The sequence below is a fragment of the Legionella antarctica genome, assembly GCF_011764505.1.
Taxonomy (GTDB): domain Bacteria; phylum Pseudomonadota; class Gammaproteobacteria; order Legionellales; family Legionellaceae; genus Legionella; species Legionella antarctica.
In genome coordinates, this window is record NZ_AP022839.1 from 2,201,922 (window position 1) to 2,227,351 (window position 25,430).

Genomic DNA, 25,430 nt, shown 5'->3' on the forward strand with positions numbered 1-25,430 from the left:
TGATACTCTCGCATCATCCGGCTCCCATTAAGTCAACGCACCGAACATACCTTCGCGCCAATGAATGAACAGCGTAGGCATTTCTTTATGGATTCGTTCCATTAGTTTGCCTGCTTTGGTTCTGCTGTTCCCCAATGATTTATACTTCTTCTTTGCCCAGGCCAACAACATATTGTTGACGCACCGCCAAACTCGATACATAGCGGATCGTGAGTATTTTCCATAATACGCAAGCCATCCCCTTAGCATCGGGTTGATGAAGTCAGCCAGTTCTTGAAGACTCAAGGAAGTGTTATTTCTCCAGCTGCCCCTCCGCAGTTTCAATGTCATTGCCTTCACGGCCTTTAATGATACCACCGGAGTGAAGCCAATGAAGAAACTGTTTCTTGACTTGACTTTGACTCGTCTTGCTTTGAACGTATAGCCTAGAAAGTCGAATGATTTATTTCCATATCGTCCTTTCCGTGCTCCGTCTTTGCAATAGATAATCTTTGTCTTGTCAGGGTGAATTTCAAGACCACGAGACTTAAATCGATCATCAATCTCTTTTAGCATTTCCTCTGCTTCTCGCTGTGTCCGGCAATGGGCAAGCCCATCGTCGGCATACCGACACCATGGAGACTCCGGGTGATGTTTTGTCATCCAGTGATCAAATGCATAGTGCAGAAACAGATTACTTAATAGAGGACTGATCACGCCGCCCTGCGGCGTGCCGGCCGTTCTCGGCAGGCATATTCCTTGTGGATCATGAATTGGTGCAGTTAACCATCTTTCCACATACAGCACTATCCATTTGTCGCTGATGTGATGCTTCACTGCTTTCATGAGAAGTTCATGGGATAAATTGTCAAACAGACCTTTTATGTCAAATTCAACGACCCAGTCATAATCCCAGCACCGTTTCCTTGTAACGCCTATCGCATCTAAGGCGGATTTATTAGGCCTATATCCATAGGAGTCGTTCAAAAAGTGCGGTTCAAGAAGCGGCTCCATCATTAATTTCACCGTCATTTGCGCAATTCTGTCCGTCACTGTAGGTATACCTAATTTTCTCACACCGCCTTGTTTCTTAGGAATAGCTACTTCTTTCACCGCTGGTGGAAAGTAGCTTCCTGAACTCATGCGATTCCATAGCTTATACAAGTTGCCCTTGAGGTCTTGGCTAAACTCATCAATGGATTGATTATCAATACCAGCAGAGCCAGCATTGGCTCGCACCAATTTATAAGCTTGCCAGACAAGTTGTTTTGGTATGTTAAATGGTTTTGTTGTCACTAATATGTCATCCTGCTTCCAGTTGTACATTAATGCTAACGACTTAACGCAACCCCTTCGCTCCATCACCATTACAGTGACTTCAACACTAATACGAGTTGCTCCGCCCCAATGTATTGCATCAGTACTATCAGCCTCATTGTTTCTGCAATTTGACCTTTCCCTTGGCATCAATACATTGGTTCCCGCAGTTCCATAGAAAAGCCCGAAAACAGACTCACGCCACCTACACGCCGGACACCATTTATGCAGCACCCAAGTTCGCTCATAAACTCTTCCCGGAAGTACGACCTTGCCCCCGGTTTCGATGTCAATATCACGCGCTATCGACGCGTCATCAGTGGTTCATTTACATTCGTCTTTCTGTTCCACACCTGCCAGATCTATTCTGACTTTTCTTCATCGCTCATGACCTATGCTCTTAACATACGCCACATGAAGTGGTTTCAAGCCCGCTCTTGGTCGCTTGCTTCGGCGGGACTACCGCCATCTTTTCTATAGCTTCTATGCTTCGAGGTAAATTCGTTCCTTAAATTCACGTTCTGTGCATCTACGGCACACAATCGTTGTCGCGTAATGATTTGAACGAATGGTGAGAGCGGTTTATGGCATTTAAATAAACTATTACTACTAAAAAACTTAATTTTGGCATACATCTGAGGCCGTCAAGAACCAATAATTAGCAGCGCCGTATTCCACATACTGTCCGATGCTCTTCTTGCGCTCAGCAGTACACGTTCCAATCGATTTTATCGGCCAAAACAGTACGCGACAGCGACAAGTTGGTGAGTCGACCGAGGGAACTTCCCCCTCAGCCGCTCGCAGAACCGGACATGATACTCTCGCATCATCCGGCTCCCATTAAGTCAACGCACCGAACATACCTTCGCGCCAATGAATGAACAGCGTAGGCATTTCTTTATGGATTCGTTCCATTAGTTTGCCTGCTTTGGTTCTGCTGTTCCCCAATGATTTATACTTCTTCTTTGCCCAGGCCAACAACATATTGTTGACGCACCGCCAAACTCGATACATAGCGGATCGTGAGTATTTTCCATAATACGCAAGCCATCCCCTTAGCATCGGGTTGATGAAGTCAGCCAGTTCTTGAAGACTCAAGGAAGTGTTATTTCTCCAGCTGCCCCTCCGCAGTTTCAATGTCATTGCCTTCACGGCCTTTAATGATACCACCGGAGTGAAGCCAATGAAGAAACTGTTTCTTGACTTGACTTTGACTCGTCTTGCTTTGAACGTATAGCCTAGAAAGTCGAATGATTTATTTCCATATCGTCCTTTCCGTGCTCCGTCTTTGCAATAGATAATCTTTGTCTTGTCAGGGTGAATTTCAAGACCACGAGACTTAAATCGATCATCAATCTCTTTTAGCATTTCCTCTGCTTCTCGCTGTGTCCGGCAATGGGCAAGCCCATCGTCGGCATACCGACACCATGGAGACTCCGGGTGATGTTTTGTCATCCAGTGATCAAATGCATAGTGCAGAAACAGATTACTTAATAGAGGACTGATCACGCCGCCCTGCGGCGTGCCGGCCGTTCTCGGCAGGCATATTCCTTGTGGATCATGAATTGGTGCAGTTAACCATCTTTCCACATACAGCACTATCCATTTGTCGCTGATGTGATGCTTCACTGCTTTCATGAGAAGTTCATGGGATAAATTGTCAAACAGACCTTTTATGTCAAATTCAACGACCCAGTCATAATCCCAGCACCGTTTCCTTGTAACGCCTATCGCATCTAAGGCGGATTTATTAGGCCTATATCCATAGGAGTCGTTCAAAAAGTGCGGTTCAAGAAGCGGCTCCATCATTAATTTCACCGTCATTTGCGCAATTCTGTCCGTCACTGTAGGTATACCTAATTTTCTCACACCGCCTTGTTTCTTAGGAATAGCTACTTCTTTCACCGCTGGTGGAAAGTAGCTTCCTGAACTCATGCGATTCCATAGCTTATACAAGTTGCCCTTGAGGTCTTGGCTAAACTCATCAATGGATTGATTATCAATACCAGCAGAGCCAGCATTGGCTCGCACCAATTTATAAGCTTGCCAGACAAGTTGTTTTGGTATGTTAAATGGTTTTGTTGTCACTAATATGTCATCCTGCTTCCAGTTGTACATTAATGCTAACGACTTAACGCAACCCCTTCGCTCCATCACCATTACAGTGACTTCAACACTAATACGAGTTGCTCCGCCCCAATGTATTGCATCAGTACTATCAGCCTCATTGTTTCTGCAATTTGACCTTTCCCTTGGCATCAATACATTGGTTCCCGCAGTTCCATAGAAAAGCCCGAAAACAGACTCACGCCACCTACACGCCGGACACCATTTATGCAGCACCCAAGTTCGCTCATAAACTCTTCCCGGAAGTACGACCTTGCCCCCGGTTTCGATGTCAATATCACGCGCTATCGACGCGTCATCAGTGGTTCATTTACATTCGTCTTTCTGTTCCACACCTGCCAGATCTATTCTGACTTTTCTTCATCGCTCATGACCTATGCTCTTAACATACGCCACATGAAGTGGTTTCAAGCCCGCTCTTGGTCGCTTGCTTCGGCGGGACTACCGCCATCTTTTCTATAGCTTCTATGCTTCGAGGTAAATTCGTTCCTTAAATTCACGTTCTGTGCATCTACGGCACACAGTCGCTGTCGCGAAATGATTTGGGCAAGTTTGAGGAATAAAAATCGAAGGAATTTTTTTGATTTTAAATCATGAACAAAGTATCATAATTAAGAGTAATTTTTCAATACTCACTAACGCCAAGTAAAAATATAGGATTGCTGATGCAGGGAATGAACTATCGATTAGATATCAAAAAAGGATTGCTGGTAAGGTCCAATGACGGGACGATTGCCAGCAATCAGCAATCAGCAATCAGCAATCAGCAATAGCTTTTTCCTTATTTTCAATGTCCTCTATTATTTTTTATTGTGTGTATTTCCTTTGTTCAGGGTTCTTGCCTATCCTTTTGCTCAGTTTTTATTCAGCGATGCGTATTAGTCCATTTATTCGCTTGTTATTGAAATCGATTGCCGCTGCCTGTTGTTTAAGTCCATTTAATAAATCATTTGTATTATACAAGGAACGTTTATGAAGCATCGCTTAGTTCTTTCTCTCATCACGGCAGGAGTGCTGGGAAGTACAGCCTCAGCTGGCACTATGGGGCCTGTCATGGCCATCAAAGACTGGACCTGGGTAGGCTCTGTGAGCGCAGGCCCGGTTTGGGCTCGTGGTGGGGAGACTCAGACTTTTTATTTGGCTCCGGAAATTGAAAAGACGTATGCGGCCAGAAAATCGACCAATGCATTAGCATCAGGTGAGCTGTTTGTGGGGATACAAAAGTCATTATCCTCCCAGTGGTTGGGTCAATTGGGACTGGCAGTGACCACCACCGGCAGTGCCCATCTTCAGGGCATTATCTGGGATGATGCCGACCCTCAATTTGATAATTACAGCTACCAATATAAAGTACGCAACACGCGCATAGCGGCAAAAGGAAAACTTCTGCTTGATAAAGGCTATTGGCTCATGCCCTGGGTGAGCGCGAGCCTTGGCGTTGGTTTTAACCGCACTCATGAATTCACCAACACACCCTTGATTTTTGAAGCCTTACCCAATGCCAATTTTACAGACCACACAAAAACCGCATTGACCTACACGCTGGGGGCTGGCGTGCAAAAGTCGCTCAATGACCACTGGCAGGTAGGGGTTGGATATGAGTTTGCCGACTGGGGTAAAAGCGAACTGGGTCGCGCTTTTGGGCAGACTATGAATTCAGGATTAGCACTCAATCACCTTTACACCAATGGGGTGTTGGTCAATCTTACTTACGTGGCATAAGGATAAAAATCATGCTAGAGAAAACAAAGACATTTTTCAGCAATGCAATACTGACCGTTTTATTCTCCTGTCTGACGCTTGCAAGTGCGCAGGCGGCGAAGCCCTTATGGACGTTTGTGCCGCAAACACCAACCGAGATTACCGTAGCTAAAGGGGGCAGTGCACAGGTGATTTACACGGTACAAAATCAGTCCTCGAGAGCCAAAAACCTGGTGATGAAACCCATTGCAGGGGTGATTCAGGGCGCACCCTGCCAGTTTCCAGCTAAAGGAAGTTGTACGCTGACGCTCAATATCAATGGCTCTGCCCTGCTGGGCGATGTATTGGGCGGCCCTGTTTTATGCCAACAGGGCAATGACCTGCAGTGTTACCAGCCGAGTTCAGCCAATATCCTGCGTATTCACCTGGCAACGCCGCCACCGGTGCAGCAATTCACCGTGGCACCATCGGCGGGTGCGAATGGCTCCATTTCCCCCACAACAGCACAGGTGGTCAATGCTGGCAGCAGCCTGACGTTTACGGCAACACCCAATACCGGTTTCGGAGTCAATCAGTGGCTGCTGGATGGCAATGTGGTACAAAATGGTGGCACGAGCTTCCAGTTGAACAATATCCAGGCTAATCATGCTATAGAGGTAACCTTTAATCAGACAACCCTGTCTCCTCTCACGCAAAACTTGGCTTTGTCAATTAACAATCCAGGAGCAGACCCAGCCCTTTCTGGCACTGCGCGCATCATTCGAATAGAAAATACGGGCTCAATACCAGCAAACAACGTACAGGTGAGTACATCCGGATTTCCTGCTGGAACGTCAATTACCAGTAATGCCTGTATGGGCACACTGAATAACGGAGCCACCTGCGACATCACCATCACCCCAGGCATTAATGCCAGTTTGGATTCTTTAAGCTCTGCCTGCACTACTGCGCCAGGAACTGCGCCTGTACCAACAACGGTCACAGTAACTGCAGATAATGCGCCATCTACGGACGTTAATGTCTTGGTGTTAGGATACGGTTGTATTTATCAAGGGGGTTTTTTGTTTTCTGTGGATAATGCCACACCCAGCACACAAAGCATTGGTGGGAAAGTGGCCGCATTAACGGATGAAGAAGAAAGTCCAGCAGACTTTTTTTTCCAATGGGCAACATTATTCGATAATACGGCAGCGGACAGTATCACGGATGGATTAAGTAACACCAATGCGCTTGAAACCCCTGTAGGTCAATATCCGGCAGCGCAGGCCTGTCGAAACAAGAGTGAACAGGGGTTTACTGACTGGTTCATGCCGGCGATTTGCGAGTTGGGACGATATTCCAATCCACCAGGAGGAACTGATGCGGGTTGTGGCACTACCAATCCCAACTTATATACAACGTTGCATACGAATGGTTTAGGCGGTTTTGCCGGTGACTACTACTGGAGTTCTACCGAGTTTTCCGGCGTTCCTACGACCGGCGCCTGGATCCAGAACTTCTTCGATGGCGTCCAGGACGTCGACAATAAGTTCGACAGTCTTCGGGTTAGGTGTGTTCGGGCTTTTACCCCTTAAACCCTTTATCCCTTTTCTTTTGAGGCAGCGAAGCTGCCTCTTATAAAACCGCATAGCGGTCGGACTTAATTTTTATGGTTTAATGATGGCGCTATATACCGAGTTGCCGGTTTATCGGGACGCATACCTTTTGACACTAAAGGTGTTTGAGATAACAAAAGATTTTCCAAGGGAGTACAAATACACACTGGGCCAGGATATGAAGCGTGACGCCCTTCATTTGCTTCGTTGTATTTACCGAGCAAACAAGAATCAAAACAGAGTAGAGCACTTAGAGGTGTTTTTAGATGAGTTGGAGTTATTGAAACTAGAAATTCGCCTGTGTGTCGAGATGAAACTGGTATCACTTAAAAAGCAGGCATTATTAAGTGAGCTTTTAGATCGCATAGGCAAACAGGTGACCGGCTGGCGTAATGCCAGTCGATAAAGCCAGAATCATGAGAGCTACGGCGTTCATGAGCGAGCATGCTTTTGTTTAAAAGCGATAAAGGGACTGACTTGGCAGTTGATTCGCGTCTGCACAAGACGCCTTGTACAGACCAAAACACCTTTATTAATTGTTTAGGCGGTTTTGCCGGTGACAACTACTGGAGTTCTACCGAGTTTTCCGGCAATCCTACGAACAACGCCTGGAACCAGAACTTCAACAATGGCAACCAGAACGACGACAATAAGAACAACAATCTTCGGGTTAGGTGTGTTCGGGGTTTTAAACAAAGTAAAGTCACAATCGGCGTGGGCTTTTAACAAGTCCACGCTACCCTATTAGAATGAGACTATTGATAGAAAAGGAACAGAGCCGTATGAACTATGGTGCGTCATTGGAATCCTTATTTCAAGCCTATTTTGACTGCCGCAAGAACAAGCGCAACACCATGAATGCGCTCCGCTTTGAAACGGATTATGAAAGCAATCTCATTGCTTTGCGAGATGAACTCAATTCTAGCACCTGGAACCCTGGGCGCTCGATTGCTTTTGTGATTGATAGGCCTGTGAAACGCGAAATCTTTGCTGCTGATTTTCGTGACCGTGTGGTGCATCACTGGTTAATCAATCAATTGAATCCTCTGTTTGAGAAAGCCTTTATTTATGATAGCTATGCGAGCCGCAAGGGACGAGGCGCGCACATGGGCATTGCGCGTGCCGACGAATTTATCCGCAAATGCTCTTTAAATTACCAAAGAGACTCCTATGTGCTGAAGCTCGATATCTTAAGTTTTTTCATCCGCATTAACCGCCATATTCTCTGGGAGAAACTTCGCTGTTTTATCGAGACCCATTATAACCAGCCCGACAAGGGATTAATCCTGGAGGTCGCCTGCAAAGTCATTCAAAATGAACCAACCAGCCACTGCTTTATCAAGGGGAAACGACGCGACTGGCAGGGTTTTCCCAAAGACAAGAGCCTTTTTTATGCCAGGTCTCACTGCGGGCTACCGATTGGCAATCTCACCAGCCAGGTATTTGCCAATTTCTATTTAAATCCCTTTGACCATTTCATCAAACACGATTTGGGTGTGCGTTTCTATGGTCGTTACGTCGATGATTTTATTCTGGTGCATGAAGATAATGCATTTTTAAAATCACTCATACCCCGAATGGAGCAGTTTTTGCAAAAAGAGCTCGAACTTGAGCTTCATCCGCGTAAACGATACCTGCAGCACTACTGCAAAGGCGTCCCGTTTCTTGGAGTGATGCTCAAACCACACTGCATCCATGCCGGACGTCGCATCAAAGGGAATTTTTATGAGGCCATCCAGCGCCATAACCAGGTTGTTAAAGACCATAAACCCACCAAAGAAGAGCAGATGGCTTTTTTATGCTCCATCAACTCTTATCTTGGGATTTTAAGTCATTACCAGACCTACCGCCTACGAAAAGGCATGCTTAAAAAGCACTTATCCATCTGGTGGTGGAATCTGATGTTTTTCAGTAACAGATGTGCCAAATTAGTAGCGAAGCAAAGAACAGTACGATAAAGAGGGTGTAAGCAAACAATGAGCTTGGATGTGAATGGCTTTGATGAGCCGGTTACAGGAGGCACCGCTACCATTACAGTCGGTAATGACCATCGCCTGGTTAAGCTGGCTCAGAAACTCCCCTGGGATGAGATGCTGCAATTAGTATTGCCTGATTTACAGCGCACGGAGAAGAAACATTGGTGGATGGGCAGACCCTTGCGAATCCGTATTCATTTAGGGGTTTATGTCTTACAGCAGATGTTTAATTTAACCGATAGGTTTGCTGAGCAGCAGGTACGTGATAATGCCGCCTTCCGTCTGTTTTGTGGTTATGGTCTCATCAAGAAATGGCATGCGCCAGACCATACCAAAATCGAGACGTTTCGTTCTCGATTAAGCCCTGAAAAACAACGACGGCTTGCCAATTTGATAGCGCAACAAGCGGTTAAACTGAATTATGCTAATCCTACGGAGCTCGATATTGACTCTACTGTGCAAGAAGCTAATATAGCCTATCCCGCAATCGCTAATTTATTGATTAAAGTTGCTGTCCTTGCGTCAAAAGTTGGAAAAGGACTGAATCAATTGTGTTCTGGTGGCATGAAACAGTACTGCGTTGGACTAAGCAATTTAAAACAAATCGCGCTGTATTATTTTAATTTGAAACGTAAAGATGTTGGTGGGGGTATATTATCCGTGGTACTTCAGCGATTATGGCGTGAAACGTATGCTGATGTACTGCCTATCTTAAATGATTTATATTTGTTTGGTGCTAAGTTAGCATCGGGTAAATATTGGGCGCTTCGCCGTTCTGTCGAGACGCTGAGCTGGCGCGGGACTATGTTATTACAGAATGTACATGGTTATCTTTTTGAAGGTATTATCAATACATCGATCTCTTCATTGCATGCTTATGAAGTCGGCTGTTTTAACAAAGGTAAATTAAATAAAGGAGTGCAGTTTGGCCGCGTCTATCAATTAGGACGTATTGGAGGTAATTTTCTTTTTGTTGGCGAATGCACGTCTACTTATATGCCAGATGCTCAGTCTTTACCGCTGATGCTCAATACACATGAGCATCTTTTTGGAAAGGGGTTGCTGGCATCTGTGGCGACAGATAAAGGGTATTATTCACTGAGCAACGAACAGCTATTGATTGAAAAAGGCGTCCTTGAAATTCAATTACCCCGTCCTGATAGGACGCTCAATGCGGCTCGTGAAACAACACCATGGCCAATTCGGCAATTATTGCATCATCGACGCGCTGGTATTGAGCCTTTGATTGGCCACACGAAACACGGAGGTCAATTGGGTAGAAGCCGTATGAAATCTGATGAAACCACCAAAAGCGCTGGTTATGCTGCTGTATTTGGGTTCAATTTAAGGCAACTTACTCGTTATCTTTCAGGCGAGGTACGTCCAGAAATTGATAAAATGACTAATATTGCAGCAAATAATGCAAATAGCACCTATAAAACGGTTATACAAGGGTGTAAATCAGCATGCAAAAATGACCCCCTTTTAGGGTAAATCAGCATCCAATTTTGACCCTCTAAAATCGAGTAAAACGTGTACTCTAGATTTTAATAATCTAGAGGGAATTAGAGGATGTTGATCATGGAAACAGAAGCAAAAATTAGGCGCATGTTTCATGTGCAAAAATTAACTATTGCGGAAATTGTTCGCACAACAGGATTATCGCGTAATACAGTTAGACGGGTAATCCGAGCAGAAAAGTCTGGGAAAAATTATCAACGCTCCATTCAACCACTACCTGCACTGAATATCTTCAAAGAGACGTTGGTATCATGGTTGAACAACGACCACAAGTTATCGAAAAAGGAACGCCGTAGTGCAATGAAGTACTACACTCAACTAAAAGAAAGTGGCTATTGCGGTTCTTATGATAGTGTCCAGCGTTTTGTTAAAGTATGGCGCTGTACGAGTCGAGAGTCATTAAAAGCCTATATTCCACAATACTATCATCCCGGAGAGGCCTATCAGTTTGATTGGAGTGAAGAAACTGTAGAGCTTGCAGGCGTTGTTCAAAAAATCAAAGTAGCTCAATTTCGTTTAAGCTACAGCCGTAAATTTTTTCTTGTAGCATATCCTCGAGAAACTCAAGAAATGTTATTTGATGCGCATAATTTAGCCTTCAAATTTTTTGGTGGCTTAACGCTAAGAGGTATTTATGACAACATGAAAACGGCGGTAGATAGTGTTTTCAAGGGTAAGGAGCGTGCTTTTAACCGGCGATTTTTGGCATTAATGGATCATTACTTAATTGAACCTACAGCCTGCAATCCCGCAGCCGGATGGGAAAAGGGGCAGATTGAAAATCAAGTTGATAATGTACGTGACTGGGTATTTAAACCACGTCTTAAATATGAAACCTTGTCGTTATTAAATGAACATCTTCAGCAGCAATGCCAATTATTGGCCGAGAAAAGGCATCACCCAGAACAACAAGAACTAACTGTTGACGCTGTATTTCAAGAAGAAAGAACTCATTTTAGAGCGTTAAATCATCCATTTGATGGGTATAAAGAAGTTTCAACTCTAGTACATTCAACCTGCTTGATTCATTGCGATAGAAATCGTTATAGCGTTGATTGTGCCTATGCCAACCAGATGGTGACGCTCAGGATATACGCATTAACTATAGAGGTATTTTCAGGTAATGAGTCCATCGGTTGCCACCAACGCACCTTTGGCCGCAATAAAACACTGTTTAATCCATGGCATTATTTACCTTTACTGGAGCGCAAGCCAGGGGCATTACGCAATGGTGCTCCATTCAAAGACTGGCAATTACCACCAGCCATTTTAAAAATCAAAAGCATTCTCATGAAGCGCCGTGGTGGTGACAGAGAATGCGTTGAGGTGCTGTTGGCAATGAGTGAGCATGGCATTGAGGCGGTGAGTGTAGCCTGTGAATTAGCGCTAACAGAGCAGGTGGTTAGCCGTGATTATATTCTTAATGCGTTGCATCGATTACGGCCTACAGCACTTCCTCAAGCAACGACAATGCCCGCTGGATTAATCTTAAAGGAAGAACCCACAAGTAATTGTCATAAATATAATTTACTCTTAACGGGAGCAAATCATGCCATTCACTAAATTATCTGAGTTGCTTAAGATATTAAAATTACAAGGCATGTTAGATAGGTTGCTAGCCTATGAAGAGTCGAAGCCTTTGGTGAAACTAACTCATTATGAGTGGTTATCTATGCTATTAGAAGCAGAACAAATAACACGCAAAACGCGTGCTATTAATTATCAACTGAGTGTCGCAAAATTCCCGGTCAATCGTAATTTAAGCCAATTTGATTTTACGCAACATCCTGTTAATGAAGAAGAAATAAGTTTATTGCACGCAGGGAGCTTTGTTGATGCTGGGCGCAATATTATTTTTGTGGGTGGCACGGGCTCTGGTAAAACGCACTTAGCTATTGCTATAGCAACTAATTTAATTAAGCAAGGAAAGCGGGCTTGTTTTTATAATGTTGTTGATCTGGTCAACAAATTAGAACAAGAAAAAAAACAAGTTAATACAGGACGGCTAGCTAATCGCCTGCAAAATTTTGATGCTATTGTCCTGGATGAGCTTGGATATTTACCATTTTCTGAAGCGGGCGGAGCTCTGTTGTTTCATTTAGTTAGCAAATTATATGAAAAAACATCATTAATCATTACAACAAACTTAAATTTTGGTGAATGGCCAAAGGTGTTTTGTGATACAAAAATGACCGCAGCCATGCTGGACAGATTGACTCATCATTGCTCTATTGTTGAGACTGGAAATGAAAGTTATCGCTTTAAAAATCGAAGCTAAAACAGTAAAGTAAATAATCAATGTGATATGTTTTTGAGGGTCAATTTTGGATGCGGTTTGAGGGTCAAAATTGGATGCTGATTGACAATACAAGGGGCGTGATTGAGCTGGCTGGGTTCGATCTGATTTAAGTTACATGTTGGTGCGTCAAATCAAGTCTCATCGATTATTTATCGAGCAAATCATTTCGCGACAGCGACGAGATATCCACAGAAAATGTGGATATCTTATTGCTAATGCACGAATAATAAAATAATGATACACCTTATACAGAAAGGAATTAGATTTAGATAGATTTTGAATTAGGAAAAAACAGGTAGTGTAAAAAAAAATTACCCACAAGAGAGAAGCATAAATAGATATACTTTAGAGATAATAATAACAACAAAATATTTAAAAAAACAGTCTAGACTGGCACGATCTATGAAAAATACCAATTTAAATTAGTACATTTTAACCACTCTGGAAATTAAGATGCAACATGCAATCAATCAAGGCATCATGCACTGAATGTCTCTATTTCGTGACTTAATCTCCATTTGCAGAGCAGAGTTTCTCGTTCCGCTTTCATTATAAATCTCTTTGTTCCATAATGTTACAATCAATAGCAAATTTGGGGCTCGGCGATAGTTTCATGAGAACTCTGCTCTTGCTATCTTAAATATTATTGCTAAATAGCTTTTCATGAACAGTCTGTGGTACGTCATTTATTGTCTTTGGCTCACCATCTACACTGAAAAATTTACCATATTGATGGATTTTCATGGTTTCAAGTAAAAGAGTAAATGGTTCTGGCCTAGCTTCTTTAATGATTAAAATTTTCTGTTCTAAAGCAGGAGATAATGCTGGGTACTTTTTTAGAACTGAGGTTAAACCATTAATGAGCATAGTTTCAAAAAGACCTTCTTGCTTAGGGTGCAAAGAACGCTTCAAAATATGATGTTGTCCTTGTTGGTAATTTTCAGTCTTTATAGTTCCACTATCGAAACGCAGTATTTGCACTGTACTTAATGCAGTTATAATTATGTTAAAGAACTCTTCTTGATGCAAAGCAAACGACTCTTCAGCATATTGTGTGGATAGCGCATTCAATTTATTGCAACATTCTTGGGCTGCTTGTTCAATTTTTTTTGTTAACGTCGTATTGGTAAATCGCTCTTTTGTAACATCTGAATACCAAAATTCATACCAAAGAGCTTTGCGGTTTCCTTTTGAATCGAGATATTGAAAACTACTTATAAACTGCGCAACAACGTTCTTTAACATAGGTATTATCTTCTCTTAAAAATAAAAGTGGCCAATGATACCTATCAACTAAATTAAAAACCAGATAGTGGCCACTATCTATAGGCACGCCCGATCCATTCTCGGCTGTAATAGCCTCCATCGTAACCACCAAATCCATAATCATTTAATACATAGCCAATCCGTCCATAACCAAGTCTGTAACTTACACCACTCAAACCATCCGAATTAAAATCACGATATCCTGAATGGATATAATTGTTATGGGCAGTCGTATCGCGGGTATTCGTAACACAACCAGTTAGAAAAAGGAGAGACAAACCTGATAGAGTTATCAATGTTTTTTTCATGAGCAGATCCTTGGGTCATTATTGTGTATTAATTATACTTAATTGGATTTATCTTGAGAAATATTCCGTTTTATATTGCTGGGCTTAGCTAAGATGGAGTGTTGTATTGTTCTTTACTCCCTTAACCCTGCCTTAAGTGATTCGGGTAGGGTTGAAAGCCCTAACTTCCTTAAAATATCATCGGTTAAGTACTCTGACACCCTCGTGCCATCTACTCCCCGAATACCACCCATTAGTACCATTATGCCATCTGTCCACTCCTACAGGTCGCCTCCATCTCTTACTATAGGAGCGTCCGCGGCTATCATAGTCAACAAATTTATCATCACCGCTCCCATAACCTAAACCGTAGTTACTATTTCCATAGTGATACGCATAATCACAATTTCCATATTTACAATTCGCATAGTCGCCGTTCCCATAATCATCAGGCCCATAGTTAATCCCATAACCTTTTCCAAAATCAAGCCCATAACTCACCACCCCTAAATTACCTGTGGATGAATTTGACCGTTTATATAAATAATCACTATTATAGCCGGAAGAATAGGAGGTTCTCTGAGTAACACAGCCAGTCAAAAATGTTGCAGGTACCAATATTAATACAGCCATAATGGTTTTGTTCATGATTACATCCTTGCACATAAGTTAGTTTAATTATACTATATGGGCAATAATTAATCATTTTTATTCGTACTTATTACTCTCTAGTGTCTAAAAGTTTTATACCTATCTGATTAAATTTAAGATTTTTCAAAAAAATTCTTTATTATGAGATAAAGTGGTTATCAGTAACAGGCAAGGGTTCGTCAGCTCGATACCCACCTGCCAACTCCTGGTATAGACTTACAATAGTGATTAATTGCAATAGCTTATCCTCATTAAGAGTGATATTGATCCTGTCTAAAATAATTTTAGCTTTTAACATATCCACATAGTTTTGAATTCCTTGCTTATACAAACGACGATTTAATTCATAAGATTTTGCCAAGTAATGCTGCGCCTCTTGAGTTTGTTTCAGTTTGTTTGTAAAACGTTCATTTGCGGATAAAGCATTAGTAGTATCACGTAAAGCCTTTTGAAGCGTATCTACATAGTTAAAATAAGAAACTTTATCCAATCCTCTTGCATTTGCAATTTCACCCAATACCGACATTTTAAAGTTGTCTAGATCAACTTATATCTATAGTATGCTTATATGTTTAAGAATGGTGATATGGGTCCGCATGTCTGGAACAAAATTAAGGAAAAATAAGAGCTATTCATCCATCATTTATAGTTAAAAATTCACTCAAATTAACCTATTTAAACCTACTCAATACCGTATGAATAGTGATTGCTACTACGAATTGTCTTAGGTCATTTTACCACAACTCTATCAGAATGACTTATCCACAAGTCCACAGGTCAGGAGAGCTTCACTTTCTCGTATAGGCCTGTGGGCCTTGTGGGTAAGTCATGACGCTCTCATTTAGGGTTTATGGTCTTTTCCGGCCATAATACACCTCTGCGGGCGTTAAATAATTAAAGGACTGGTGAAGCCTTCGGTTATTATAATACTCAAAATACTCCGTTAAGGCCAGCTCAACCTCTTCAATTGTATCAAAATCATACCGGTAGATTTTTTCTTGCTTAACACTACGCCACAATCGCTCGATAAATATATTATCTAAATAACGTCCTCGCCCATCCATGCTGATAGAAATGTGGTGAGATTTTAGCGTATTTATCCAATCTTTTGAGGTAAATTGAGAACCCTGATCCGTGTTAAAGATCTCACAACGCGAATGCAGCAAAGCGTTTCTAAGCGCCTCAATACAAAATTCAGCCTCCATAGTAGGTGAAATAGCCCATCCAATCACATAACGACTATACCAGTCCATAATAGCTACTAAATACACATGCTTTCCTTTCATGCGGATGTAGGTGATATCTGCGGCCCAAACCTGATTTGGTTTGGTGATATCCACCTCTTTTAATAAATAAGGGAACACCTCATGCTCCTTATTGGGAACGCTTGTATTTGGCTTTGGGTAAACAGTCGATAACCCCATCATTTCCATCAACTTTTTTACTCGACGTTTACCAACAGGATAGCCTACTTCTTTTGACAGCCATCTTGCCCGCTTAATTTTACCTTCACATGGATACTGCAGATAGTGCTCATCAAGTAGCGCCATAAGCGCTTCATCTTCGACAGAAATGGGCTTGGCACTATAATAATAACTTGAAACAGGCAAGTCTAATAGCAAGCATTGTTCACGAATGGTGAGCTCGGCAAGAGGATCAATCATGACGCGCTTTTCATCCAGACTAAAGTTCATGCTTTTTTTTTAGCCAAGATAGCTGCGCTTGAAGTCGACCAATTTCTTGATATAATGCCTCAACAAGCTGCTCTTGGGACTTGGCTTCTTTTTCATTAGCCCCAGAGAATAAATCGTTAATGGCTTTGATGGCCGATTGCTTCCAAGTTTTTACCTGCGTTGCGTGAACACCGTATTCACTGGTAATTTGCGCTTGTGTGAGTTTCCCCTCAATCGCAGCTAGCGTTATTTTTGCCTTCTTGGCCGCCGTATAATAAGCTCGCTTTTTAGACATTTTATTCTCCTCTTTGTATTAAGAAGAATAGCTCTTAAAAAACCTTTTTTTGTGTCCAGAAAACCGCGCCTATATTACAACAACCTTTTGCCCGTCAACTGTGCCCTCATTAAAAACATGGAGGTAGTCTTTTTCAGGAATCGTCCTAAATAATGATGGCTGCGACATGTTCATAGCAGTACTCATAGATGAATGCATTTATACCTACTTAAAATAATGGCGTTTATACACGATTTAACCATGAATATACCATATTTTTACCTTGTTATGTAAAGTATAGCCTATATTTTTTCTAAAGCAGCCGAGCACTTTTAATTCAGTAATCCCTCATTCGCTATAAACGTAGCTTTTCTAAGATTGAAAAAAATACCAAAATAAGCGATAGTGCCGTTAAGAAAACCCACCAAGGCTATGTTCAGAGAGTATCCTCAAACCGGTGGGTTACTTTTTTAAGGTGTTAAAAAGTACAGATCTATTGGGTTCAACTAAAGATTAAGCATCGTTCTATTTCGTATCTTTTCGTAACTCTTCAAATAAGGTATCATACCCTACGTTGGGTAAGATCTTGGGTAAGATTTGAGTCCTTATTATTTATATTATTTAAAATCAAAGTGTTGCGGCAATGTTCGATTCCGGCCCTGGGCACCAATTAAATCAATGAGTTACAGCGCAGTTAATAAGGCGAATTTTAACTCCAAATGCGACAATCATTTTTATATTACTGTATAAACAGTTCATTGGGCGTTTTATAACCGATACACTTTCTAGGACACCGGTTCATTTTGGCTGCTATTACATCAAGTTCATCTTGTGTTATTAGGTTAATTCTAGCATTTTTTGGTAAGTATAGTTGCTACATACTGCTAACGTCTAATTCCATAAGGTATACAATTAATGTCTGTTGATAAAATAATTTGTGTGGGAAAAAATTATCTTGATCATGCCAAAGAGCTTGGAGATGCAGTCCCAGAAAAACCCGTATTGTTTCTAAAGCCAGCAAGTGTTCTTAAACAAGCTTCCAATTGGGGTGAACAAATCCATCTTGACTTTCCTTTTGAAGACACTGCGGTGCAGCCCGAGTGCGAAATTGTGTTACGCATGGCTAATGATGGGTATAGAATGACTTCTGAAGAAGCTAAAAGCGCTGTTTCAGACATTACTCTTGGTCTAGAGATGACTTTAAGAACACGCCAATCTGAACTAAAAAAACAAGGCCATCCCTGGACTACAGCAAAAGTATTTAAAGATGCTGCTATTCTTGGTCCATGGATTCCCTATAATCAATTTAATGACTATATGGAGACTGAATTTCAGTTGCTTATTGACGGCACTCCTCGGCAATGTGCTAAAGGGGCAGACATGATGATGAAACCAGAAGATTTGATAGTTTATATTAGCCAATTTTTCCCTTTAAAATCAGGGGATGTTATTTATACAGGAACTCCAGCAGGAGTGACTTCAATATCAAGAAACACTACTGCTGAAGTACGCTGGCACAATTATTCCTACAGTGTAAAATGGGAGTAGTGCATCAATGATGCATTATTTGACCTGGAGGCCACAAAAATATTTTAAGATAAGAAAATCGCTTCTAAGTGAAGTTGGGCCGATAAACGACAGGTTTGTCAGGTAGTAGTTTCATGATTTACCATATCGATTTAATGCGTACTCCCCCATATTTCTAGCGATTTCTCCTTCAGCAAAGAATACTTTTCCGGTGATTTCTTTCTGTAATAACACTGCTTCCTCCTCATCATGTGTCCGAACGATAATTTCTATTTCTGGATTAAGTTGATACGCACATCGAATCATTTTTCTTACATGGACAGTATCTGATATGGCAATCATGAGCATACTGGCATGAGTTATATGGGCTTGAATCAGTACGGCTGGTTTGGATGCATCTCCATACACTGCATGAGCACCGGCGGTTCGCAGATCCATGATTAGTTCCCGATTATCATCAACCACAACATAAGGAATGGCTTTTTCAGATAGCAAATAAGTAATATGCTTTCCCACGCGACCATACCCTACCAAAACCACTTGTCCTGACAGATACTCTTCTTTAGTTGTCATCGGTAATTCAGCCAATGGATCGTCTGATCGTTCAAGAAAACTAACTAATTGTGGATGAGATCTCATCCAGATAAGAATAGGATTTATGAGTTTAAATATGAGAGGATTAACGGCTATTGATATCAACGCGCCTGCAAGAATAAAGCTTTGCCCTTCTTGTGGAAGCATTTTTAAACGTACCCCTAGCTCAGCAAGGATAAATGAAAACTCACCAATTTGTGCCAGACTTGCAGACACGATTAGTGCTGATTGTATTGGATAGCGAAAAGCAAGAACAAGCACAAAAGCTGCGATTGACTTTCCTATAATGATAATACCTATTACGGTTAAAATTTGTAATGGTTGCTCAACCAATACAGAGGGATGTCATGGGCCACGATTACTAGCCCACTAAAGGTCGGGTTTGGCCACGATTAATGGCCCACTCCATGGCCATCTCTGAGTCCCACTTTGAGTAGCAAATAAACAGTGTTAGTTTGGTCATTACCAATAACTAACGGATTTGTTATGAGATGAGGATTAAAACAATGGCAGAAATTAGAGAGGTGCTATATCAGCACAAAAAAGGGATGACTCAACGCAATATTGAAAAGTCTCTAAGCGTTTCACGAATGAGCATACGCAAGTACGTTTCAATGGCCAAGGATTTGGGTTATCAGGAGGATATTTCCAATGATGAGCTCGAAGTTATCGCTTTGCAGATACATAATAAAATCGTTAATACTACAGCCAACAACAGACCCAATAAATCAGAAAAAGAACTTGAGGCGCATCACGAAAAAATAGCATCACTCCTCACTGAGAAGTGGATTACCCATATGCAGATACACCGAATTTTAAGCGATAATGGTCTTGTTAGCAGTCGAAGAAGTCTTAGTCGTTATATTGAACGTCATTTCCCCTCGTTGCCTAAGGCTACGGTACATTTGTTAACAAAGCCTGGGCATGAAGCACAAGTTGACTATGCGTTTGTTGGGTTTATCAATAATAAAAAAACATACGCTTTTATTATGACGTTATCACATAGTCGGTATCGATATGTTGAGTTTGTACATTCTCAAAATCAGCAATCATGGGCGCAAAGCCATATCAATGCCTTTCATTTTTTTGGAGGCGTGCCCAACTGCATTCTTTTAGACAATTTGAAATCGGGAATTATTAAAGCACATATTTATGATCCAACGGTCAATGAAACCTATGCAGAGTTATCTCGCTTTTATGACTTTATAGCCGATCCGGCGAAGGCTCGAACGCCCGAGCACAAGGGGAAGGTTGAGCGTAGTGTTCAATTGGTAAAAGAACAGGTTATCGCGGGGATAACCTATGATGATTTGGCCTCGATGAACGCCTTTGCACGTGATTGGTGCGCTAATAAGGTATCGCACGTCATCTGCAGTACCACTGGTGAAAAGCCAATTGACGTATTTAAAAATGAAGAATTTAATTTATTAAACCCACTGCCAGCAGGCGCTTTTGATATGCCCATTTGGATGGATGCTCAAGTTCATCGTGACCATCATTTTGTTGTTGCTGGTAATTTTTATTCTGTGCCAACGATACATATCGGGACAAAGGTTAAAATTAGAGTTGGCTTGAAGACCGTTCAGGCCTATGTGAATCATGCTTTGATTAAGACCCATATTCGTAACTACGGGCGTGGACAGTGGGAAACGGATCCCAATGACTACCATAATTCTGCAAAGTATTACTTAGAAAATACTGCTGGCGTTTGTATTGAAGCGGCCAAAGCAATTGGTCAGGCAACGGAGGAAATGGTCACAAAGGTACTGGCTGAAGGCTCTAGAACGAGCTTAAGAAAAGCCCAGGCTATCATCCGCTTGGTTGAGGAATACGGTAATGAGCGCCTTGAAAATGCATGTTTACGCGCGATTTTATTTGATAATTATACTCATCAATCATTGAAAAAAATCCTCACGGAAGGCCTGGATAAAAAAGACACGAGAACATTCTCCACTAAGCGCTCGGCCAATCATGAGAACTTTGCCTATATTCGCGCAGCAAGTGATTACAGCTCAACGATGGAGGCTCATTATGAGTGATATCAATATGTTAGAGCTTGCAAAAAAACTACGTTTGACAGGGATCCCAGACACACTGCTAGCAAGAGTAGAACAGGCTCGCGCAGCGTCCCTCTCTTATGAAGAGTTGCTCTCAATGTTGTTTCAGGATGAGGATGAGGCTCGTCAACAAAAATTGCTTGCTGGGCGTGTAAGGCAAGCTCGATTTGAGGAGCCTCAGTGTTTTGAAAATTTTGAACTGGCTCGATATTCAACACAAGTCACACAAGCCATCCGCACCCTGATGACAGGGAAGTTTATCAAAGAAAAAAACCATGTCATCATCATGGGACCTGTTGGCACCGGAAAGACTCACCTGGCTCAAGCCCTGGGTCTAATGGCATGTCAACGACATAAAAAAGTCTGCTTTATAAGAGCGAATGAACTGTTAAATCAGTTCCACCAAGCAAGAGCGGATGAAACATGGACTGCGCTTTTTAAACGTTACTCACGATACGATGTGCTTATTTTAGATGACTTCGGGCTGAAAGCATTATCGCCAGAACAGTCCACTGATCTGTATGATTTAATAGCAGCTATCCATGTAAACTCTATGCTAATTATAACTACTAACCGTAAAATAGAAGGATGGATGGAGCTATTTTATGATCCGGTTATGGCAAACGCAGCATTAGATCGTATCGTAAATAAAGCTTATCGAATTGTTCTTGATGGGGAGTCATACAGGAAAAAATTTATACCGAAATTTAATTTAGTAGATGACAAGTGAGTTAAAAAAATTTACCCTAAGTGGGCTACTTTGAGTGGCCAGAGGGTGGGCTAGTAATCGTGACCCATGACACTTGCATTTATTACTCAAAGTTTTGCTCTTGATGGCCCCTTATCACTGTTAAATGCCAATAAAGATTTATTACCTTCACCTTATCCTGTTTATGTTATCAACAACTCAGCAGTCGTTAATCAACCTTATCCCGGAGCAGTAAAAGTTTTGCTGCCTACTGATAACAGTTACACTGAAGCACCTGGCTGTTATATCGCGTGTTACTCTCATAAAACCGGAGTATACAGTGTCTCTCCCAGCATTTCGGTCATGGGACAAATCAGGGTCAAAGGTCAATATATTTCACGTGTTTGCCAACCCGATGGATATCAAGGAAAAGATATCAGTGCTGAGCCAATGTTTAAGCTATTGTGTGCGAAAACAATACCTAATTGTGATGATGAGGGGTGTTGGGGTGGTGGGGATACAGGAGGATGGTTTGGCATTCAACCCTAATTCACTTAAACTGATTGATAGTTGCTGAAGTCTGAATGTCAGGGTTTGTTGTTAATTGTTTTAGCCAAATTGTTACTCTCTATTTGTGGTACATAAATATTACAAAAAAATCGTCAATCTTCCCGCGGACAAGTCCTGAGAATGTATTCAGAACAAGCGCGGGATTTCGATAGATTAAACGGTGATCTTTTAAGCACTCCCAAGAATATCAAAGTGATGAATATTGTTCAAAACACCATTTTTCCATCCTCCTGCAATTAAATTACTTGCCTTATTTTTAAGTGTGCTTGCAACAACTCCTTTGAAATGGAAGGTCCTTGCCGCTTCATCAACAAAGGTGTCGAATATGGCATAAGTTGCGTCATTTAGTTTTAATGCCAGCCAAAATGAAGTTTCAGGCTCTGTTTTACTGATGATACTTGCAGCCGATCGTAGCAGAGTTTCCAACTCTTTTTCCTTTCCGGGTTGGGCTTTTAAAACAATATAGCTGGCTTTAGTTGCTTTAAGAACTGTATCCGGTTGATAGTCGTTGGTAGAAAGAACTTCAGAGTTTTGGACCTTATCTAACACGCCTTTATCCCAACCACCATTTATTAAAGTGCTCGCATTTTCGTGCAAAGCAGCTGCTACTTTTCCGGAGAAATGAGCTGTTCTTCCTGCATTATCATGAAAAAAATCGAAAATAACAAAAGTTTCATGTTCTCCCTGAAGAGCAAACCAAAATAGTGTTTGTGGTTCTGTTTCACGAACTATATCAGCTCCATTTTTCAAAAAATCAGCAAGATTTAGTTCTTGCCCTGCATTTGCTTTAAGTTGAATAATCGTTGCCTGATGCAGATCATCAACCAGTGCAGTTGAACTTGCAATTGAGGAACCAACAAGGCCTAAACCAAGCAGACTTGAATTAAAAATATTTTTGATGTTCATTAGGGCCTCCTATCTACTGGAAGGTAGATAAATAAATTAAAAAAATTAGTACATTAACGTCAGTTATGGATAAGAAGCTTATTAAACCCAGTCACTACCTCGATCCGTTCGCCCTGAGGAGTCGCTTTAGCGACGTCTCGAAGGGTTTTGGCCCAGTGCCTAGCCTTCGAGACGGGCTAAAGCCCTCCTCAGGCCGAACGGAGCATGGTAAAATCTGAGTTCCTTATCCATAACTCACGTTACATTATATGATTTATAAATTGTTTCACCAAATTAATATGCGTTATGTCACCATACAAGCGTGACATTAATAAAGCCCCTTCTATTTGTAAGATCAAAAGATGGGCATAGCTATCAATAGGGTACAATAAATTAACCTCTTCCAATTGCTTCCCTTCAGTCATAATTTCTTCAATCCAATTATAAAGTGTATTGAAGAAGTATCTGACTTTGCTCTGGACGCTCTCTGGTAATGATAAAGCGTCCGACGCAAGCATTCCACCAAGACACATCTTCTTTTCATCGCCAAAAGTTAATGAAATAACTGCATCGATCATCGCTAAAATCTTGCGCTTGGTAGTTAATTCTTGTTGTCTTTTTATAGTCTCCAGACTGATCACTATCCTTTGTAAGTGCCAATTAATAACAGCAATAGCCAAATCTTCTTTGCTGGGATAATGATAATGAATACTCGAGGTTTTAATTCCTACAGTTGCCGCAATGTCCTTATAACTAAAGGCATTGTAACCCCGTTTTTGAATTAAATTCTCTGCAGCATTCAGAATGCTTTCTTGTGTTAATGAATAGTTCATACCTGCCATTCTATCTATCAGTAGATAGTTCGTCAAGTATTATTTTAAAAATATTCTTCCAGAAGAATCGATTAATGCGGACAACACATCGCGTCACTTAAGAAAAAGGTGGATAATTTTGTTGAAGGTTATATTAATCATTAACCTGATCTTTTCCTGAATAATCTGTAATAGAGAGTGGAAGAATGAAGATATTAATTAATCGTGAAGTAAAAAATAAGTTTCAAAGATTGTCTTATTGTGACGGCCAAATTACGGTTGAAATCAATATTTCTTGCAAAGAAATAACAGATGACACAATTAAACCCTCTAGGTCTATAAGACAAGTTACTGCATGTTACCCCCATACTTGTTATGATAGTACTTCAAAATTTATAATTGAAGTTGCTGTTAAGAACTCTTTAAAGCAATTTTTTTTAGAGAGCTTCCGCCAGCAGTTAGAAAAAAAAAGAGCATCTGAGATGACTCAATACTATCGGTTTTCTGAAGAGTATTATCTCTTTGATGAGGAATATAATAATTACCAAAAATTAGCAGAAAATCTGCTTCTAGAACTTGGTGCTAAATCAACTTCACCTTCTTTTTCCTACAAGAAACTTTCAATGGTTCCTTTTTTTAATCCTAATGAACTAGCTTATGAGGAAGAGTTTCCACCCTTGCCAAGCCCTCTTGGCCCCTAGTTCTCTTTTAATTAATTATATTCAACATGTAAAATAGAGAACATACTCCCTGGTTTTGTTAAAGTACGCAATCTTTCAATACCGTAAACTCCCTCCTTCTCAAGTGATTATTTCAGCTTGAGAAGAAAACCGAACAAGACAATGCTAGTAGAATACGGGTTAATTTAACTCTATTACCTTATTTCACCATACAGCTTATGAATTACAATTGCCACTTGCATCACTGCTTTGGATAATTAATACTGGTTTATTGCTTACAGTACCCACCAGAACATTCATATGAACCAGAATCCTTCAACTCGAAAAACTCTTGGTGTTTTGCTCTTTTCCGAATTTGAAACATTAGATGTCTTCGGACCGTTAGAAATGTTTGGCATGTTGCCTGATCTTATTAATATCGCCCTGATTGCCGAACAACGAGGGTTAGTCAAATCCGCTCAAGGCCAAGCTGTCTTTGCAGAATTTGATTGGAAAAATGCACCTCACCTCGATTTATTGTTAATTCCTGGTGGTAAAGGGACCAGAAAAGAGGTTTCTAATCAACCCTTACTCAACTGGATTAAATTTCGTTCTGCTACTGCTGATCTCACGTTGTCTGTGTGTACTGGTGCAGCATTGCTTGCCAAGGCAGGTGTTCTGGACGGTCACCAAGCCACAACGAATAAATTAGCTTTTAACTGGGTAGCAGAACAAGGCCCTAATGTAAGCTGGATTGGAAAAGCGCGTTGGGTAGATGATGGTTCGGTGATTACTTCCTCTGGAATTTCCGCAGGAATTGACATGAGTTTATATGTGATATCACGATTGTTTGGAGAAAATACCCGAGATGAATTAGTTAAAAGGGCAGAATATATAGCAAACCTGGATCCTTCCGTAGATCCCTTTATGATTCTCTAATTTTTAATATACTATACAGACAAAAAACACGAG

25 protein-coding genes and 1 pseudogene are annotated in these 25,430 nt (G+C 41.3%); 14 read left to right on the forward strand and 12 right to left on the reverse strand.

Features of this window, described 5'->3' with window-relative positions; all coding sequences use genetic code 11:
* Window positions 1-27 precede the first annotated feature (27 nt).
* Entirely contained in the window at window positions 28-1,446 is a 1,419-nt protein-coding gene (ltrA, locus tag HRS36_RS10480; RefSeq protein ID WP_226905451.1) for a group II intron reverse transcriptase/maturase, read from the reverse strand.
* A gap of 690 nt (window positions 1,447-2,136) precedes the next feature.
* Window positions 2,137-3,555: a group II intron reverse transcriptase/maturase gene (ltrA, locus tag HRS36_RS10485; RefSeq protein ID WP_226905451.1), complete on the reverse strand. Its 1,419-nt coding sequence runs from the start codon at window positions 3,553-3,555 to the stop codon at window positions 2,137-2,139.
* A gap of 840 nt (window positions 3,556-4,395) precedes the next feature.
* On the opposite strand from ltrA (HRS36_RS10485), the gene HRS36_RS10490 reads away from it, so the two are divergent.
* The 8 genes from HRS36_RS10490 (at window position 4,396) to istB (HRS36_RS10525) (ending at window position 12,494) form a co-directional block, all read left to right on the forward strand.
* Entirely contained in the window at window positions 4,396-5,145 is a 750-nt protein-coding gene (locus HRS36_RS10490; protein ID WP_173235454.1) for an outer membrane protein, read from the forward strand.
* 422 nt (window positions 5,146-5,567) lie between these two features.
* Entirely contained in the window at window positions 5,568-6,698 is a 1,131-nt protein-coding gene (locus tag HRS36_RS10495; protein WP_226905452.1) for an Lcl C-terminal domain-containing protein, read from the forward strand.
* A gap of 85 nt (window positions 6,699-6,783) precedes the next feature.
* A complete protein-coding gene (locus HRS36_RS10500; protein WP_173236534.1) occupies window positions 6,784-7,125 on the forward strand; it encodes a four helix bundle protein in 342 nt (113 codons plus the stop codon).
* Window positions 7,126-7,163: 38 nt separating this feature from the next.
* Window positions 7,164-7,445, forward strand: coding sequence for an Lcl domain-containing protein (locus HRS36_RS10505; RefSeq protein WP_173235465.1), 282 nt, complete (start codon window positions 7,164-7,166; stop codon window positions 7,443-7,445).
* A 32-nt stretch (window positions 7,446-7,477) separates the two neighbouring features.
* Window positions 7,478-8,677, forward strand: coding sequence for an RNA-directed DNA polymerase (locus HRS36_RS10510; protein ID WP_226905453.1), 1,200 nt, complete (start codon window positions 7,478-7,480; stop codon window positions 8,675-8,677).
* 18 nt (window positions 8,678-8,695) lie between these two features.
* On the forward strand, window positions 8,696-10,189 hold the full coding sequence (locus HRS36_RS10515) for a transposase (protein WP_173237278.1): 1,494 nt from the start codon (window positions 8,696-8,698) through the stop codon (window positions 10,187-10,189).
* A 78-nt stretch (window positions 10,190-10,267) separates the two neighbouring features.
* Complete coding sequence (gene istA / locus HRS36_RS10520) at window positions 10,268-11,779, forward strand: IS21 family transposase (protein WP_197933184.1); 1,512 nt, start codon at window positions 10,268-10,270, stop codon at window positions 11,777-11,779.
* A complete protein-coding gene (gene istB / locus HRS36_RS10525) occupies window positions 11,766-12,494 on the forward strand; it encodes an IS21-like element helper ATPase IstB (RefSeq protein WP_173235816.1) in 729 nt (242 codons plus the stop codon). Before istA (HRS36_RS10520) ends, istB (HRS36_RS10525) begins: the two co-directional genes overlap by 14 nt.
* Window positions 12,495-13,151: 657 nt before the next feature.
* Here istB (HRS36_RS10525) and HRS36_RS10530 read toward each other — a convergent pair.
* From HRS36_RS10530 to HRS36_RS19065, 7 genes and pseudogenes are all read right to left on the reverse strand, one after another.
* Complete coding sequence (locus HRS36_RS10530; protein ID WP_173237279.1) at window positions 13,152-13,760, reverse strand: hypothetical protein; 609 nt, start codon at window positions 13,758-13,760, stop codon at window positions 13,152-13,154.
* Window positions 13,761-13,834: 74 nt separating this feature from the next.
* Window positions 13,835-14,089: a hypothetical protein gene (locus HRS36_RS10535; RefSeq protein WP_173237280.1), complete on the reverse strand. Its 255-nt coding sequence runs from the start codon at window positions 14,087-14,089 to the stop codon at window positions 13,835-13,837.
* A 177-nt stretch (window positions 14,090-14,266) separates the two neighbouring features.
* The gene (locus tag HRS36_RS10540; RefSeq protein ID WP_173237281.1) at window positions 14,267-14,716 is read right to left on the reverse strand and encodes a hypothetical protein; all 450 of its coding nucleotides are present in this window, start codon (window positions 14,714-14,716) and stop codon (window positions 14,267-14,269) included.
* Window positions 14,717-14,858: 142 nt separating this feature from the next.
* Window positions 14,859-15,236 carry a TolC family protein gene (locus HRS36_RS10545; RefSeq protein ID WP_226905454.1) on the reverse strand — a complete coding sequence of 126 codons (378 nt, stop codon included), beginning with the start codon at window positions 15,234-15,236 and terminating at the stop codon, window positions 14,859-14,861.
* Between the two features lie 331 nt (window positions 15,237-15,567).
* Window positions 15,568-16,413: an IS3 family transposase gene (locus tag HRS36_RS10550; RefSeq protein WP_173235473.1), complete on the reverse strand. Its 846-nt coding sequence runs from the start codon at window positions 16,411-16,413 to the stop codon at window positions 15,568-15,570.
* A complete protein-coding gene (locus HRS36_RS10555) occupies window positions 16,403-16,687 on the reverse strand; it encodes a transposase (protein ID WP_173235475.1) in 285 nt (94 codons plus the stop codon). Before HRS36_RS10555 ends, HRS36_RS10550 begins: the two co-directional genes overlap by 11 nt.
* 718 nt (window positions 16,688-17,405) lie before the next feature.
* A pseudogene (locus tag HRS36_RS19065) lies at window positions 17,406-17,534 on the reverse strand (IS30 family transposase); the annotation flags it as partial.
* A 47-nt stretch (window positions 17,535-17,581) separates the two neighbouring features.
* Between HRS36_RS19065 and HRS36_RS10560 the strand changes: the two are divergent.
* Window positions 17,582-18,214, forward strand: coding sequence for a fumarylacetoacetate hydrolase family protein (locus tag HRS36_RS10560; protein ID WP_173237283.1), 633 nt, complete (start codon window positions 17,582-17,584; stop codon window positions 18,212-18,214).
* Window positions 18,215-18,325: 111 nt separating this feature from the next.
* On the opposite strand, the gene HRS36_RS10565 is transcribed toward HRS36_RS10560, so the two are convergent.
* Entirely contained in the window at window positions 18,326-19,048 is a 723-nt protein-coding gene (locus HRS36_RS10565) for an NAD-binding protein (protein WP_420814331.1), read from the reverse strand.
* Window positions 19,049-19,278: 230 nt separating this feature from the next.
* Between HRS36_RS10565 and istA (HRS36_RS10570) the strand changes: the two genes are divergently transcribed.
* The 3 genes from istA (HRS36_RS10570) to HRS36_RS10580 all read left to right on the forward strand — a co-directional run bounded on the left by istA (HRS36_RS10570) (window position 19,279) and on the right by HRS36_RS10580 (window position 22,081).
* Entirely contained in the window at window positions 19,279-20,826 is a 1,548-nt protein-coding gene (gene istA / locus HRS36_RS10570; protein ID WP_173235442.1) for an IS21 family transposase, read from the forward strand.
* Window positions 20,819-21,574, forward strand: coding sequence for an IS21-like element helper ATPase IstB (gene istB / locus HRS36_RS10575; RefSeq protein WP_173235440.1), 756 nt, complete (start codon window positions 20,819-20,821; stop codon window positions 21,572-21,574). The genes istA (HRS36_RS10570) and istB (HRS36_RS10575) overlap by 8 nt, the downstream gene beginning before the upstream one ends.
* A gap of 66 nt (window positions 21,575-21,640) precedes the next feature.
* On the forward strand, window positions 21,641-22,081 hold the full coding sequence (locus HRS36_RS10580) for a hypothetical protein (RefSeq protein ID WP_173237285.1): 441 nt from the start codon (window positions 21,641-21,643) through the stop codon (window positions 22,079-22,081).
* A 189-nt stretch (window positions 22,082-22,270) separates the two neighbouring features.
* Here HRS36_RS10580 and HRS36_RS10585 read toward each other — a convergent pair whose 3' ends face one another.
* Together HRS36_RS10585 and HRS36_RS10590 are read right to left on the reverse strand one after the other, a co-directional pair.
* Entirely contained in the window at window positions 22,271-23,008 is a 738-nt protein-coding gene (locus tag HRS36_RS10585) for a putative quinol monooxygenase (RefSeq protein WP_197933188.1), read from the reverse strand.
* 239 nt (window positions 23,009-23,247) lie between these two features.
* A complete protein-coding gene (locus HRS36_RS10590; RefSeq protein ID WP_173237286.1) occupies window positions 23,248-23,820 on the reverse strand; it encodes a TetR/AcrR family transcriptional regulator in 573 nt (190 codons plus the stop codon).
* A gap of 185 nt (window positions 23,821-24,005) precedes the next feature.
* On the opposite strand from HRS36_RS10590, the gene HRS36_RS10595 reads away from it, so the two are divergent.
* Together HRS36_RS10595 and HRS36_RS10600 are read left to right on the forward strand one after the other, a co-directional pair.
* Window positions 24,006-24,500, forward strand: coding sequence for a hypothetical protein (locus tag HRS36_RS10595; protein ID WP_173237287.1), 495 nt, complete (start codon window positions 24,006-24,008; stop codon window positions 24,498-24,500).
* A 279-nt stretch (window positions 24,501-24,779) separates the two neighbouring features.
* The gene (locus HRS36_RS10600; protein ID WP_173237288.1) at window positions 24,780-25,397 is read left to right on the forward strand and encodes a DJ-1/PfpI family protein; all 618 of its coding nucleotides are present in this window, start codon (window positions 24,780-24,782) and stop codon (window positions 25,395-25,397) included.
* Window positions 25,398-25,430 lie beyond the last annotated feature (33 nt).

What these genes read in the sequence shown, in the direction of transcription:
- HRS36_RS10540 (WP_173237281.1), bottom strand. Translation starts at nt 14,716, where the DNA reads ATGAACAAAACCATTATGGCTGTATTAATATTGGTACCTGCAACATTT.
- HRS36_RS10595 (WP_173237287.1), top strand. Translation starts at nt 24,006, where the DNA reads ATGAAGATATTAATTAATCGTGAAGTAAAAAATAAGTTTCAAAGATTG.
- ltrA (WP_226905451.1), bottom strand. Translation starts at nt 3,555, where the DNA reads ATGCCAAGGGAAAGGTCAAATTGCAGAAACAATGAGGCTGATAGTACT.
- HRS36_RS10560 (WP_173237283.1), top strand. Translation starts at nt 17,582, where the DNA reads ATGTCTGTTGATAAAATAATTTGTGTGGGAAAAAATTATCTTGATCAT.
- HRS36_RS10530 (WP_173237279.1), bottom strand. Translation starts at nt 13,760, where the DNA reads ATGTTAAAGAACGTTGTTGCGCAGTTTATAAGTAGTTTTCAATATCTC.
- HRS36_RS10515 (WP_173237278.1), top strand. Translation starts at nt 8,696, where the DNA reads ATGAGCTTGGATGTGAATGGCTTTGATGAGCCGGTTACAGGAGGCACC.
- HRS36_RS10500 (WP_173236534.1), top strand. Translation starts at nt 6,784, where the DNA reads ATGGCGCTATATACCGAGTTGCCGGTTTATCGGGACGCATACCTTTTG.
- istB (WP_173235440.1), top strand. Translation starts at nt 20,819, where the DNA reads ATGAGTGATATCAATATGTTAGAGCTTGCAAAAAAACTACGTTTGACA.
- HRS36_RS10585 (WP_197933188.1), bottom strand. Translation starts at nt 23,008, where the DNA reads ATGAACATCAAAAATATTTTTAATTCAAGTCTGCTTGGTTTAGGCCTT.
- HRS36_RS10580 (WP_173237285.1), top strand. Translation starts at nt 21,641, where the DNA reads ATGACACTTGCATTTATTACTCAAAGTTTTGCTCTTGATGGCCCCTTA.
- HRS36_RS10555 (WP_173235475.1), bottom strand. Translation starts at nt 16,687, where the DNA reads ATGTCTAAAAAGCGAGCTTATTATACGGCGGCCAAGAAGGCAAAAATA.
- HRS36_RS10590 (WP_173237286.1), bottom strand. Translation starts at nt 23,820, where the DNA reads ATGAACTATTCATTAACACAAGAAAGCATTCTGAATGCTGCAGAGAAT.
- istA (WP_173235442.1), top strand. Translation starts at nt 19,279, where the DNA reads ATGAGGATTAAAACAATGGCAGAAATTAGAGAGGTGCTATATCAGCAC.
- HRS36_RS10550 (WP_173235473.1), bottom strand. Translation starts at nt 16,413, where the DNA reads ATGAACTTTAGTCTGGATGAAAAGCGCGTCATGATTGATCCTCTTGCC.
- HRS36_RS10535 (WP_173237280.1), bottom strand. Translation starts at nt 14,089, where the DNA reads ATGAAAAAAACATTGATAACTCTATCAGGTTTGTCTCTCCTTTTTCTA.
- HRS36_RS10490 (WP_173235454.1), top strand. Translation starts at nt 4,396, where the DNA reads ATGAAGCATCGCTTAGTTCTTTCTCTCATCACGGCAGGAGTGCTGGGA.
- HRS36_RS10600 (WP_173237288.1), top strand. Translation starts at nt 24,780, where the DNA reads ATGAACCAGAATCCTTCAACTCGAAAAACTCTTGGTGTTTTGCTCTTT.
- istB (WP_173235816.1), top strand. Translation starts at nt 11,766, where the DNA reads ATGCCATTCACTAAATTATCTGAGTTGCTTAAGATATTAAAATTACAA.
- ltrA (WP_226905451.1), bottom strand. Translation starts at nt 1,446, where the DNA reads ATGCCAAGGGAAAGGTCAAATTGCAGAAACAATGAGGCTGATAGTACT.
- istA (WP_197933184.1), top strand. Translation starts at nt 10,268, where the DNA reads ATGTTGATCATGGAAACAGAAGCAAAAATTAGGCGCATGTTTCATGTG.
- HRS36_RS10505 (WP_173235465.1), top strand. Translation starts at nt 7,164, where the DNA reads ATGCTTTTGTTTAAAAGCGATAAAGGGACTGACTTGGCAGTTGATTCG.